The organism is Streptomyces sp. NBC_00459 (genome assembly GCF_036013955.1).
Lineage (GTDB): Bacteria > Actinomycetota > Actinomycetes > Streptomycetales > Streptomycetaceae > Streptomyces.
Window position 1 is genome coordinate 7,708,941 of record NZ_CP107903.1, and the last position, 13,536, is coordinate 7,722,476.

The window sequence follows — 13,536 nt, forward strand, 5'->3', positions numbered from 1 at the left end:
GTCATGACTGCTCCAAGCACCACCGAGGCCGACGAGCCGGAGCTGACTCCGACCGCGCCGACCGAGGCCACGCCCCGCCGGACCTTCGGCCTGGCCGCCGCCACCGCGCTCGTGATGGGCAACATCATCGGCGGCGGCATCTTCGTCCTGCCCGCCACGGTCGCCCCGTACGGCTCGATCAGCCTGCTCGCCTTCCTGGTCCTGTCGATCGGCGCGGTACTGCTCGCCCTGCTCTTCGGCAAGCTGGCCCGCCGCAGCCCGGTCACCGGCGGCCTCTACGTGTACCCGCGCGACGCCTTCGGCCCCTTCGCGGGCTTTCTGTCGGCGTGGTCGTACTGGACGATGACCTGGGTCAGCATCGCCGCCCTGGCGGTGGCGGTGGTGGGCTACGTCGACGTACTGATCCCTCTGAACGACAGTCACGCCCTGGGAGCGCTGGTCGCGATCCTGGCCCTCTGGCTGCCGGCCGCCGCGAACTTCGCGGGCACCCGGTGGGTCGGCGGCGTCCAGATCGTCTCGACGATCCTCAAGTTCGTGCCGCTGCTGGTGGTCGCCACGGTCGGCCTGTTCTTCATCGACACGGACAACTTCGGCGCGTTCAACGCGTCGGGCGACAGCGTGCCCGGCGCCCTGGCCGCCTCGGCCGCGCTGCTCCTGTACAGCTTCCTGGGCGTCGAGTCGGCGGCGGTCAGCGCGGGCGAGGTGAAGGATCCCGAGCGCAACGTCGGCCGCGCGAGCGTCCTGGGCACACTCGGCTCGGCCCTCGTCTACATCCTCGGCACGGTCGCCGTCTTCGGCCTGGTCCCGCACGACAAGCTGGTCGACTCCGGTGCTCCCTTCGCCGACGCGGTGAACGCGATCACCGGCGGCAGCTGGGGCGGCACGGCCATCGCGCTGGTGGCCGTCGCGTCGATCGTCGGCTGCCTCAACGGCTGGATCCTGCTCGCCGCGCAGATGCCGTACGCGGCGGCCCGCGACGGTCTCTTCCCGGCACCGTTCGCGAAGGTCGGCAAGGGTGGGGTGCCCGGCTTCGGCGTCTGGGCCTGCGCGATCCTCGGCACCGTCCTCATCGCCTTCAACTACACGGCGGGCCCGGACACCACGTTCCGTGTCCTGGTCCTGATCACGACGTTCACGGGCTGCGTCCCGTACCTTCTCTCGGCGGCGGCCCAGCTGTACTGGCTGGCCAGGGGCTCACGCGACCGCGTCCGCCCGGCGGGCCTGGTCCGCGACCTGATCGTCGCCGCTCTGTCGTTCGCGTTCTCGTTCTGGCTGATCGCGGGGGCGGGGTATGCGGCGGTGTACCAGGGGGTGCTGTTCCTGTTCGCGGGGATCCCGGTGTACGTGTGGATGCGGGGGCGCCGGTCGGCGGAGGAGGGCGACGTGACGGAGAACGCGGCGGAGGCTGTGGCCTAGCCGGGGCCGGGGGATGTCGTCCCGCACCCTCCGCGGAATCGAATAGGTTGACGAAACGCTCGCATGTTACTTGCCGGTAAGAGATGATGGCGGCCGACCATCCACACGGCAGATGCTGAGGCACCGGTGACGACTTTCGATGAACGGACCATCGTGCACGCTTTCCGGGACGACTCCCTGGGAGAGCACGACGCCGTCGGTCTCGCCGAGGCGATCCGGCGGGGTGAGGTGTCCCCCGCCGAGGCCGCCCGGGACGCCGTGGAGCGGGTGCGGGCGGTCGACGTGCGGCTGGGCGCGGTCCAGACGCACGTCGACAGCCCGGCGTACGCCGCCGGAACGGGAGGTGCCTTCGCCGGGGTGCCGACCTTCGTCAAGGACAACACCGACTACCGGGGGCTGCCCACGGGGCACGGCAGCACCGCCTTCCGGCCCAGGCCGGCGCGGCGCCACGCACCGTTCGCCGAGCAGCTCCTGAGCAGCGGTGTCACGGTGCTGGGCAAGACCCGGCTGCCCGAGTTCGGGTTCAACGCGACCACCGAGTACGACGGTGCGGAGCCGGTGCGCAACCCATGGAACACGGGCTACTCGGCGGGCGGTTCGTCGGGCGGCAGCGCGGCGCTGGTCGCCGCCGGAGCCGTGCCGATCGCACACGCCAACGACGGCGGTGGCTCGATCCGTATCCCGGCGGCCTGCTGCGGACTCGTCGGCCTCAAGCCGACCCGTGGCCGCGTCGTGGGCAGTGACCTGGGCCGCCGGCTGCCGATCGACATCGTCTCCGACGGAATCGTGAGCCGTTCCGTGCGGGACACCGCCGCGTTCCTCGCCGCCGCGGAGACATACCGGGGGAGTTCCGTGCTGCCGCCCCTCGGTCTGGTCGAAGGACCCTCGGAGCGACGGTTGCGCATCGGGTTCCTGCTGGACTCACCGAACGGAGCCCACACCGACGCGGCGACCCGGACGGCGGTCACGGAGACGGTGGCCACACTCGAACGGCTCGGACACACCGTGGAACCGGTGGAGTTCGACATGGACCCGAACTTCACCGGCGACTTCCTCACGTACTGGGGACTGCTGGCCTTCCTCCTCGGTGCCACGGGCCGGACCCTCGGCGCGGACTTCGACCGGCGCCGCATGGACGGCCTCAGCCGGGGGCTGCGCGAGGACTATCTGCGGAGCTGGCGGCGGACTCCCGGCGTGCTGCGACGGCTGAAGCGCACCAAGGAGGCGCACGCGGCGTCCTTCCGGCAACTCGATCTCGTGCTGTCGCCGGTACTGGCCCACACCACGCCACCGATCGGCCATCTCAGTCCGAACGTTCCCTACGCGAAGCTGATCGAACGGCTCCTCGCGTACGTGGCGTTCACCCCGCTCGACAACATCGTCGGCACTCCGTCGATCTCCCTGCCCGCCGCGAGCGCGACGACGGACGGGCTGCCCATCGGCGTCATGTTCTCCGCGCGCCCCGGAGGTGAACGGAACCTGCTGGAGCTCGCCTTCGAACTGGAGGCGGACCGGCCCTTCCGGCGCATCCAGGACCGGTGATATCCGGTCCGGGGCCGGTCAGCGAGATCCGTCGACAGATCCCAGGGACCAGACGTGGAGAGCGTTTTCGGTGGCGGAGTGGGTGCACCAAGTGCCGTCGCCGAGACCCGCAGGGGGGCCGGACACCGGACGGGGGTAGATCAGCTCATCGACGATTCGCACAAGAGCGGTGTCGACGAGCCAGTGCCGTCCCGGGCCGAATTGCTCGTCACTCTCGACCGTGGCCACGACGACGCCGGTCTCGTCGATGAAACCGCCCTCATAGTCGAAGAAGACCCCGGCCTCGTCGTCCTCGGAGTCCGCTTCGGGATGCCGGGGAACCGTGTCGGCATCGAACTCGGCTTCCACGCGGCCACCGTCGACCCGATGGACGGCAAGGCGGTCCTGGTCGTGGGTCACGGTGAGCAGCCGGTCGCCGGACGGGCTCACCGACATCAGGACGCGGTCATCGTCGCCGAAGCGGTCGACGACCAGGCTCGCTCCGTCCCAGCGGCCCCACCTGAGCGGGCTTCCGTCCTGGCCCTCGCCGATGCTCAGGCCCATCCGGCCCGGGTCCGGTGACGCGACGTGAACTGATCCCGCGGCCGCGGTGTCCGTCCGGGTCCGTGCCCGCACCGACCCGTCCGTAGCGTCGATCACCAGCCATTCCTCGGCCGTCTCGTCGCCGCCGGGGCGGTCCTGTTCCAGCGGGCCGCAGATGTGCGCCCACACGAGTTTCCCGTCCGCGGAGAAACCGGCCGAGCCGCTGCTCGCACACCGGTGATCACCGTCGTCCGCGTACTCCTCGAACGCCGAGTGTCCCGCGCAGCCCGCCCAGCACCGGTGCCTCAGCTCCCAGCGCACACTCCCCGACCGGTCCACGGCCCGCAGCGCGTGCATCCCCGCGAAGACGGCCAGGTCCCCGGCGGGGGACACCGCGGCCCTGCCGAACCTGCGGGGCCAGGGGGCCGGGAAGGACACCTCCGGAGCCGTCGACCAGGTTCCGGGCGACTGCTCGATCTCCTGAACGACCAGTTCCGTGTCGCCCTGTTGGACCAACAGCCGTGCCGTGGCCGAGTACGCCAGGTAGGGGGCGTCGTCGACTCGGGAGAAGGCACGAGGGGCGGCGAGCGTGGCCACGAGGCGAACGGGCTGAGGCACAGGGTCTCCCGGAGGGCAGGAACTGTCGTTCTGCACCGTACGACGGTCCTCCGCGCGCCGTCGGGGCGGGTGGCCGACGACGTGCTGCCGGATTCCCTGTCGCCACCGTCCACGAAAGAGTTTCGTAACCGGGGTATTTCCCCTGCTTGTCTCCGCCATGAATTCCATGTCAGTGTCCCGGCCAGCAGGTAGGCCGTCGGCAGCGTGGCATCCGAAATCCTTTCGCGCCGGACTCCGATCCACCTGGCTCACCGACGGCACAGGAAAGCAGAAAGGCACCATCATGCGGAGAATCCCGGTCGACGGAAATCTCACGAGTCCGAGAATTCGACGTGTCATCGCGTCCGCGGTCACGCTCACGGCTGCCATCGGCCTTGCCGCCTGCGGGACTTCGGGGCCGTCCACCACCTCGTCCGCGAAAGGCCTGACGATGTGGGCGCTCAGCGACCAGACGATCCTCAAGGACTCTGTCGACGCCTACAACAAGGACCACCCGGAAACGAAGATCACCCTTCAGCTCTTCGCCAACGACGACTACAAGCAGAAGCTGCGCGTCGCCTTCGGGGCCGACCAGGCCCCGGACATCTTCTTCAGCTGGGGCGGCGGCGCCCTTGACGACTACGTCAAGGCCGGCAAGGTCGACGCGCTGCCGGCGGCGGACACGGACCGGTTCACGCCGAGCGTGATGCAGAGCGCCACCTTCGGCGACAAGGTCTACGGCGTGCCCGCCAACGGCCTCGCCCCGGTCGTCCTCTACTACAACAAGAAGGTGCTCGCCGACGCGGGCGTCGAGCCGCCGAAGACGTACGACGACCTGCTGGCGGCCGTGAAGAAGCTGAAGGCGAAGGACGTCGTGCCGCTGTCCCTCGCCGCGAACTCGAAGTGGCCGACGCTGATGTACCTGGAGTACCTGCTCGACCGCGAGGGCGGCTCCCAGGTGTTCACGGACATCGCCTCCGGTGACGCCTCGAAGTGGAAGGACGCGTCGGTCACCAAGGCCAACCAGCGCCTCCAGGACCTGGCGAAGGCCGGCGCCTTCGGGGACAACGCCTCCTCCGTCAGTTACGACCAGGGAGCGTCCACCGCCCTGCTCTACACGGGCAAGGCGGGGATGACACTGATGGGCACCTGGGAGTACGCCAACATCGCCAAGGCCGCGCCGGACTTCCTTAAGGACGGTGACCTCGGCTACACCGCGTTCCCGTCGCTGCCCGGCGGCGCCGGCGAGGCGGACAGCATCGTGGGCAACCCCTCGAACTTCCTGTCGCTGAACTCGTCGACGAAGAACAAGGACGCCGCGCTGACCTACTTCAAGGACTACGTCCTGAACGACTCCCAGGTCGACGCCTACCTCGGGGCGGGCAGTGTGCCACCGGTCAAGGGGCTGGAGTCGAAGCTGGCGGCGGTGAAGTCGTCCACCGACAAGGAATGGCTGACCTTCGTCTACGACCTGGTGCAGAACGCGCCGGGCTTCCAGCTCTCCTGGGACCAGGCCCTGCCGTCCGACCAGGCCGACCCGCTGCTGACCAACACCGACAAGTCGTTCCTGCGCGAGATCTCGCCCGCCGAGTTCGGCGAAAACATGAGCAGGGCGGGGTCGTGACACTCACCACCCCGGCGCGCCGGTCAGGAGGCTCCGGCCTCCTGATGGCCGCCCCCGCCCTGCTGCTGTTCGGGCTGTTCGGGCTGGTCCCCCTCGCGGGAGTCGTGGTGCTCGGCCTCACCCGATGGGACGGCCTGGGCTCCATCGGCTGGGCCGGCTTCGCCAACTGGAGCGCTGTGCTGGCCGACGGCGCCACCTGGCAGGCGCTGGGTCTCACCGTCAAGGTGATGGCCGTGAGCTGGCTGGTCCAGACGCCGATCGCGCTCGCCCTAGGCGTCTTCCAGGCACCGAGGGGGAGGTTGCGGGCCCTGTTCGCCGTGCTGTTCTTCCTGCCGCTGCTCCTGTCGGCGGTGGCGATCGGACTGACCTGGCAGGCGCTCCTCGACCCGTCCTTCGGCATCGGCGCCACCCCCGGCCTGCACTGGCTGGCCGAGCCGCTGCTGGGCTCGCCCGACCTGGCCCTGTACACGGTGATCTTCGTGATCGCCTGGCAGTTCGTGCCGTTCCACGCCCTGCTCTACCAAGCCGGGATACGGCAGATCCCCACCGCCCTCTACGAGGCCGCCGCCCTCGACGGCGCCGGGCCGGTGACCCGCTTCCTGCACATCACCGTGCCGCAGCTGAAGTACACGATGGTCACCTCCAGCACCCTCATGCTCGTCGGCTCCCTGACCTACTTCGACCTGGTCTTCGTCCTGTCGGGCGGGACCGGCGGCCCCGGCACCGCCACCCGAGTCCTTCCCCTCGCCATGTACATCACCGGATTCCAGGCCCACGACATGGGCCGCGCCAGCGCCGTCGCCACCCTTCTGGTGGTCTTCGGCCTCGGCCTGTCGCTGCTGATGACCCGCCTGTCCGGCTTCACCCGGATGGACAGCCAGCAGGAGGGCATGTGAGCACCACCGTGACCAAGGCCCGCCACTCCCGTACGGTCACCGGCCCCGAGCGCGCCGGCGATCGGCCGACGCCACCCACGCGGCCCGGCACCCACCGACGCCGCGCAGCGGCCTTCGGCGCCGTGCGCCGCGCCCTCACCGGCGGCACCACACTCCTGTGGGCCGCGATCGTCGTCGTACCCGTGTACTGGCTGGTGGTGACCAGTCTGCGCACCCGCGCCGACTTCACCGCCGACAGCCCACTCGCCCTGCCCGGCCACCCGACGCTCGACAACTACCGGACCGTCCTCGCCGGCGACTTCACGACCTACCTGCTCAACAGCGTGTTCGTGACCGTCGCCACGGTCGTCCTGACCATGGCCTTCGCCCTCATGGCCGCCTTCGCGATCGTCCGGGGCGCCGGCAGCCGGCTCTCCCGGGTGTCCTTCCGGCTGTACCTGCTGGGCCTGGCGATCCCTCTCCAGGCGGTGATCATCCCGGTCTATCTGCTGATCATCAGGATGCGGCTGTACGACAGTCTGCTCGCGATCGTCCTGCCCTCGGCCGCCTTCGCGCTGCCGATCACGGTGATGATCCTGGTCAGCTTCCTGCGTGACGTGCCCCGTTCGCTCTTCGAGGCGATGATCGTCGACGGGGCCGGTGACTGGCGCATGCTCTGGTCGCTCGCCGCGCCCCTGGCCCGCCCGGCCCTGATGACGGTCGCCGTCTACGACGGTCTGCAGGTCTGGAACGGCTTCCTGTTCCCGCTCATCCTCACCCAGAGCGGTGACAGGGCCGTACTCCCGCTGGCACTGACCCTCTACCGGGGCCAGTTCGGCATCGACGTACCGGCCACGATGGCCGCGGTGGTGCTCTCCACGCTGCCGATGTTCGCGCTGTTCGTCCTCGCCCGACGCCAGCTCGTCGCCGGTCTCACCGCCGGCTTCTCCAAGTAACCCCATTCATCGGGCGATTCGCTTCGACCGGAGGCCGGGCCGTGCGCGCCCGGTCCCGTCGGCGTGCCCGGGCACCACCCGAGGAGTCGTGAATGACCACCACCATGCCGGACCACGGCGGAGCCCTCCCGCAGAAGGACGACCAGCCCTGGACGGACCCCGCCCTGCCGACCCCGGACCGCGTCGAGGCACTCCTCGCCCGGCTCACCCTCCCCGAGAAGGTCGCCCAGCTCAGCAGCGCCTGGGAGGACGTCGAGCCGGCCGGCCCCGAAGTGGCCCCCGGCACCAGCATCTTCGACCGCGTCGGCGACCTCACCGAGACCGCCCGCCACGGCCTCGGCCAGCTCACCCGCCCCTACGGCACCCTGCCCCGGCCCGCCCTTGAGCACGCCGAGGCCCTGGCCGGGCGCCAGCGGCAGATCGTGGACCAGAACAGGTTCGGCATCCCGGCCATGGCGCACGACGAGTGCCTCACCGGGTTCACCGCCTACGGGGCGACGATCTACCCCACCTCCCTGGGGATGGCGGCCACCTTCGACCCGGACCTCGTCCGCCGGGTCGGCGCGGCCATCGGCGCCGACATGGCCGAGGCCGGCGTCCATCAGGGGCTCGCCCCCGTCGTCGACGTCATCCGCGACTACCGCTGGGGCCGGTGCGAGGAGACCTACGGTGAGGACCCCTACCTGGTGGGCGAGATGGGGGAGGCCTACGTCACCGGTCTGCAGAGCGCCGGTGTGTACGCCACCCTCAAGCACTTCGCCGGATACTCCGCCTCCATGGGCGGCCGCAACCACGCCCCCGTGCACGCCGGTCGCCGCGAACTCCTGGACGTCATCCTGCCGCCCTTCGAGCGCCTCGTCGCCGCGGGCGTGGGCTCGGTCATGAACTCGTACGCCGAGATCGACGGCGAGGCGCCCGCCGCCAGCCGATGGCTGCTGACCGAAGTCCTGCGCGAGACATGGGGTTTCGAGGGCACCGTCGTCTCCGACTACTGGTCCCTGCCCTTCCTGGTGAGCGCCCACCGGGTGGCCGCCGACCTGCCCGACGCCGGGGCGCTCGCCCTGAGTGCCGGGATGGACGTCGAGCTGCCCGACCAGCGCGGCTTCGGCGACGCCCTCGTGCACGCCGTTCAACAGGGGCTGGTGGACGAGGAGTTCGTCGACCGGGCGGTGCGCCGGGTGCTGCGGCAGAAGGTGGCGCTCGGGCTGATGGACCCCGATTGGGACCCACGGCCCCCGGCCCTGCGCGTGGGCGAACTCGACCTGGACAAGCCGGAGAACCGCGGACTGGCCTACGCCGTGGCACAGTCGAGCGCCGTCCTGCTGTCGAACGACGGGACGCTGCCCCTGCCGTCCGGCGGCCGGATCGCGCTGATCGGCCCGTGCGCCGACGACGTCCGCACCATGTTCGGCTGCTACAGCTTCCCCAACCACGTCCTGGCCCAGCGCGACGACCTCGGCAACGGCGTCGACGCGGTCTCCCTGCGTACCGCGCTGTCCGACGAACTCCCTTCCGTGCAATGGGAGTTCGCCCAGGGATGCCCGATCCGGGACGAGGACCGTTCCGGGATCCCGGACGCGGTGACGGCCTCCTCGGCGGCCGACCTCACCGTCCTGGTCGTCGGCGACAAGGCGGGCATGTTCGGCATCGGCACCTCGGGCGAGGGCTGCGACGTGGAGGACCTGCGGCTGCCCGGCGTCCAGGAGGAGCTGGTGGAGGCGGTCCTGGCGACCGGGAAGCCCGTCGTGGTGGTCGTCAACAGCGGCCGGCCCTACGCCGTGGGACGGTTCGCCCCCGCCGCCGCAGCCATGGTGCAGGTCTTCCTGCCGGGTGAGGAGGGCGGCCGGGCCGTCGCCCAACTCCTGTCCGGACGGGCCAACTTCAGCGGCAGACTCCCCGTACAGATCCCCAACTCGCCCGGCGGGCAGCCGTACACCTATCTTCACTCCCCGCTCGGTGACCGGCAGAGCTTCCTGTCCAACCTCGACCCCACACCCGCGTTCCCCTTCGGCCACGGACTGTCGTACACCACGTTCGAGACCGATCTGCTGACCGTCGACCGCGAACAGGTGCCGACGGACGGTGAGTTCACGGCCAGTGTGCGGCTGCGCAACACGGGCGCGGTCGCGGGCGCCGAGACGGTCCAGTTGTACGCCGTCGACCCGGTGGCCCAGGTGACCCGGCCGGTGCGCTTCCTGCTCGGGTTCGCCAAGGTCGTCCTCGCTCCCGGTGAGCAGGCGACTGTCCGCTTCCATGTCCACACCGACCGCCTGGCCTTCACGGGCCTGGACGGCCGGCGGATCGTCGAGGCCGGGGAGATCCTGCTACACGCGGGCTCCTCCAGCCTGGACACACCGGTGCGCGAGTCCGTACGGCTGGTCGGGGCGGAACGGGACACGCCGGTCCTGCGACACCACGCCGTGCCCGTGACGGTCGAGCGGGGCTGAGCGAGCCCCTCCCCGGCGCGTGAGGAGGCGGCGCCCCCGGTCGGACCGACCGGGGGCGCCGCCTTTGTGCCGTGTCGTGGACCTAGCTGCGGGTCCACGTCTGGTTCGCGGTGCCCAGACCGGTCCAGAGCTGGACCTTCGCGCCGTTCCCCGTGCCCGCGCCGGTCACGTCGACGACCAGGCCGTTGGAGCGGTTGACGACGGTGCCGTCGACCCGGAAGGCCCACCGCTGGCTGGTCTTTCCGTTGCAGGCCCACAGGATGACCTTGGTGCCCGTGGTGGTGCCGTCGGCGTTCGCGGCCAGGCACTTGCCGGAGACCCGGAGTTCACCCGCCGACGTCCGGGTGATGGTCTGGTTGGCGTTGCCCGAGCAGGAGTAGATCTGCACCTGCACGCCCGTCTGGCCGTTCGGGACGTCGAGGCAGCGCCCGGACCCGGTGCCCTTCAGGGTGAACGTCGAGGCCGTGGGGAGCGGGTCCGCGACCGGCAGCCACTCCTGGGAGCCGTCGGAGGCCGACGCCGCCAGGGTGACGGAACCGTCCGCGGTCGCCCCGGTCATGTACAGGCTGGTGTTACGGACCGAGCGGAGCCTGTAGTACCCGTCGGAGGTCGCGACGAGGGTCCACTTCTTGTCGGTCGCGTCCTCGTCGACCCACTGGGTCAGCTTCTGCCCGGCCGTCGCGCTGCCGCTCCAGATGCCGACCGCGCGGCCCCCGGACCTGTTGAGCAGCGTGACGTCGGCTCCCTTCTCCGTCAGGTGCCAGCGCTGGGTGCCGACGGCGGAGTCCGTGGCGAGGACGATGTCGGGGGTGTTCCCGGTGAGGTTCGCGTCCTGCGTCCTGCCGGCCGCGGTGGACAGGACCTGCCCGGTCAGCCGGTTGACGAGGCTGTAGTAGGCGCCGTCGGAGCTGCCGAGGTCGACGTCGGCGTACTTCACGGGGCCGACACTGCCGCCGCTCCAGGAGGCCTGGAGGATCAGCAGGCGTCCCGTGCCGTCGACGTACTGCAGGTTGCGGCTGTACCCGGAGGCGATGGGCGTCTGGTACTGCTTCCAGGTGCCGGTGCTCAGCCCGGACTCGTTCACCCAGACACTGCCGCTGCCGGAGGCGTTGTAGACGATCCGGCCGTCGGGCATGGGCAGGAGGACCGGACTGCCGCCGGTGGACAGGCTGTTCCCGCCCGAGGGCACGGGCAGCGAGGTGATCGCCGCGTCCGTGGCCGAGAAGAACTTCGTCGGGTCGTCGGAGATCCGGTAGCGGACGTTGGTGCCGCCGCCCCACCACTCGTACGTCAGAAGCCACTTGCCGTCGGTCGTCGGGGCGACGGTCGTCATCCCCGGACGGCCGCCGCCGATCTCCGTCTTGCCGCCGCCCATGCTCACCGTGGAGCCCGGGACGTCGACGACCGGGCTGCTCCAGGTCGTGCCGCTGCCGCCGTCCCAGGTCCGGTGGACGAGGATCTGGCCCCGGGAGTCCGTCGCCGTGCCGTTGTCCGGGTCCAGGGTCGGGGCGCCGGTGCTGGTGTCGTAGCCCGTGTAGTCCTTCTCGTCGGAGTAGTAGGCGATGAGCTTGCCCTGGTGGGCGAGCAGATGGGGTTCCCAGATCGGGTCGACCTGGGCCTCGGTGTTGGCGTTCGAGACGCGCCCGATGCTGCCCGCGCTGCCGCCCTGCCAGCCGCCGGCGGCGATGATGTTCTTGAAGCTCCAGGTCGCCCCGTCGTCCGTGCTGGCGTACAGGGCGAGCGCGACGTCCGCGCGGTCGCCGTCACCGGTCGGTGTCCAGCTGGAGTTCGCCGCCTTCTGCTCCTGGTAGTAGTGGTCGTCGCCCGAGACGATGCTCGCCAGCAGCAGCGTGCCCGCGCTCATGGAACCGACGGCCTGGGGGAGCACGTAGAGATACGGGTTGGTCCAGTTGCTCGTGTACTTCGCGTACGCGGAGTCGCTGGAGAGCAGGGCGGGGGCCCTGACATCGGCCAGCTTCGCCCAGGTCGTGCCGTCGTCGTCGCTCTTGTGGACGGGCATCGTCTGCCCCACCGGAGCGGTCTGGCTGTTCTCGAACGCCGCCACGATCCGGCCGCTCGGCAGCTGGGCCGACTTCGGGTAGAGCACGCAGGGGCTCTTGTTGCACGCGGCGGTGTTGTCCGCCGTATACAGGTTCGCGGGACTCGGCTGATACGCCGACGCGGTCGTCGCGGAGGCGATGGCGAAAGCCGCGCCTATTGCGAAGGCGGTCGCCGAGGCGAAAACATTTCGCGCCCAGGGTCTTTTCAACGCTTTTCCTTTCACAAGGGGAGCACGCACCCTCGTTCCATAAAGGGGAGCGTCGGGATGCGGGACAGAGGCCCAGTATTGGTAAGGGATATCCCACTGTCACCGAAACATTGCGAAAGGGTTTCGTGGAAAAACGGGCTACGCGGTATTGACGCGGCGGCGAACGGACGTCGAGGTCCGCAGAACGAGCTCCGTGGCGAGCTCGATACGCCCGGACGCGGGTGGCCGGCCCTCGGCGAGGTCCATGAGCACCCGGGTCGCCTCACGCCCCAGTTCCTCGAACGGCTGCCGCACCGCGCTCAGCGGCGGGCAGGCCATGGCCGCCACCAGGGTGTCGTCGAAGGACATGACCGACAGATCTCCGGGTACGGCCAGTCCCCGCTGCCGGGTGGCCTCCAGCACGCCGAGCGCCTGGGCGTCACTGGCCGCGAAGACCGCCGTGGGCGGATCGTCCGCCCGCAGGATCTGGAGGCTCGCGGTGAGCGCCTCGGCGTAGTCGAAGTCGGTGGAACGCACGATCGTCGGGTCGTAGTCGATACCGGCCTCGTCCAGCGCGGCCCGATAGCCGTGCAGGCGTGCCGCCCCGGCCAGGGAGTGCGAGCGGCCCGCGACCATGCCGATCCGGCTGTGCCCCAGCCCCAGCAGGTGCTGAACCGCCTCCCGGGCCCCGCTCCAGTTCGTCACCCCGATGCTGGGAATGTCCTGAGAGGGTGCGCTGAGCGGGTCGATCAGCACCACCGGCAGCCGTTGCTCGACGATCCGCCGCTGGTCCTCCTCGGCGAGCATCGAGATCACGATCACGATTCCCGCCGCGCCGAGCGCCACGCACTCCTCCAGCCACGCGGAGATCGACCGCCGGCTCGTCGTCCCCGTGACCACGTCGATGCCGAGCTCACCCGCGGCGTCCACGATGCCCCGGACGACCTCCAGCGTGTACGGGCCGGACAGGTCACGGAAGACGACGATGATCTGCCGGGGCGTCGCCGGATCCCGCTCCCACAGGCGGACGTACCCGTACCGGTCCAGCAGCTCCTCGACCCGGACCCGGGTCGCCGCGCCCACGTCCCGCCGCCGGTGCACCACCTTGGACACGGTGCTCAGCGAGACCCCCGCCTCGGCGGCGACGCTCGTGAGCAGACCGTGCTGCGCTTCCTGGCGGTCCTTGCCTCGCTCTGTCACCCGATGTCCGTTCCGTGCGCCGAACACCGATGCGTCGGACCGCACCGTGCAACCGGCCAGAAATCTCGCCGCAAGGTAACGGGGCCTCGTACACCTGGGCAAGAGCGAA

The 13,536-nt window shown here is 70.3% G+C and carries 9 protein-coding genes; 6 read left to right on the top strand and 3 right to left on the bottom strand.

Translation table 11 applies throughout. The features are described 5' to 3' along the window. The first annotated feature begins 3 nt into the window (after positions 1-3). Together OHN74_RS34035 and OHN74_RS34040 are read left to right on the top strand one after the other, a co-directional pair. Entirely contained in the window at positions 4-1,416 is a 1,413-nt protein-coding gene (locus OHN74_RS34035; protein WP_327698395.1) for an amino acid permease, read from the top strand. Between the two features lie 126 nt (positions 1,417-1,542). Then, positions 1,543-2,958 (top strand): amidase, encoded by a 1,416-nt coding sequence (locus OHN74_RS34040; RefSeq protein WP_327698396.1) that lies wholly within the window; start codon positions 1,543-1,545, stop codon positions 2,956-2,958. Positions 2,959-2,976: 18 nt separating this feature from the next. On the opposite strand, the gene OHN74_RS34045 is transcribed toward OHN74_RS34040, so the two are convergent. Continuing rightward, on the bottom strand, positions 2,977-4,098 hold the full coding sequence (locus tag OHN74_RS34045; RefSeq protein ID WP_327698397.1) for a hypothetical protein: 1,122 nt from the start codon (positions 4,096-4,098) through the stop codon (positions 2,977-2,979). A 283-nt stretch (positions 4,099-4,381) separates the two neighbouring features. Here OHN74_RS34045 and OHN74_RS34050 point away from each other — a divergent pair, with 283 nt between their 5' ends. The 4 genes from OHN74_RS34050 to OHN74_RS34065 all read left to right on the top strand — a co-directional run bounded on the left by OHN74_RS34050 (position 4,382) and on the right by OHN74_RS34065 (position 9,979). Continuing rightward, positions 4,382-5,701, top strand: a complete 1,320-nt coding sequence (locus tag OHN74_RS34050) for an ABC transporter substrate-binding protein (RefSeq protein ID WP_327698398.1) — start codon at positions 4,382-4,384, stop codon at positions 5,699-5,701. Between the two features lie 44 nt (positions 5,702-5,745). After that, a complete protein-coding gene (locus OHN74_RS34055; protein ID WP_327700369.1) occupies positions 5,746-6,597 on the top strand; it encodes a carbohydrate ABC transporter permease in 852 nt (283 codons plus the stop codon). After that, complete coding sequence (locus OHN74_RS34060; protein WP_327698399.1) at positions 6,594-7,532, top strand: carbohydrate ABC transporter permease; 939 nt, start codon at positions 6,594-6,596, stop codon at positions 7,530-7,532. Before OHN74_RS34055 ends, OHN74_RS34060 begins: the two co-directional genes overlap by 4 nt. Before the next feature lie 92 nt (positions 7,533-7,624). Continuing rightward, positions 7,625-9,979, top strand: coding sequence for a glycoside hydrolase family 3 N-terminal domain-containing protein (locus OHN74_RS34065; RefSeq protein ID WP_327698400.1), 2,355 nt, complete (start codon positions 7,625-7,627; stop codon positions 9,977-9,979). A gap of 82 nt (positions 9,980-10,061) precedes the next feature. Here OHN74_RS34065 and OHN74_RS34070 read toward each other — a convergent pair whose 3' ends face one another. After that, positions 10,062-12,248: an RICIN domain-containing protein gene (locus OHN74_RS34070; RefSeq protein WP_327698401.1), complete on the bottom strand. Its 2,187-nt coding sequence runs from the start codon at positions 12,246-12,248 to the stop codon at positions 10,062-10,064. 138 nt (positions 12,249-12,386) lie between these two features. Next, complete coding sequence (locus OHN74_RS34075) at positions 12,387-13,427, bottom strand: LacI family DNA-binding transcriptional regulator (RefSeq protein ID WP_327698402.1); 1,041 nt, start codon at positions 13,425-13,427, stop codon at positions 12,387-12,389. Positions 13,428-13,536: the final 109 nt, after the last annotated feature.

Excerpts from the sequence above, each read along its gene's own strand:
- OHN74_RS34065 (WP_327698400.1), top strand. The coding sequence starts at position 7,625 with ATGACCACCACCATGCCGGACCACGGCGGAGCCCTCCCGCAGAAGGAC.
- OHN74_RS34055 (WP_327700369.1), top strand. The coding sequence starts at position 5,746 with ATGGCCGCCCCCGCCCTGCTGCTGTTCGGGCTGTTCGGGCTGGTCCCC.
- OHN74_RS34050 (WP_327698398.1), top strand. The coding sequence starts at position 4,382 with ATGCGGAGAATCCCGGTCGACGGAAATCTCACGAGTCCGAGAATTCGA.
- OHN74_RS34035 (WP_327698395.1), top strand. The coding sequence starts at position 4 with ATGACTGCTCCAAGCACCACCGAGGCCGACGAGCCGGAGCTGACTCCG.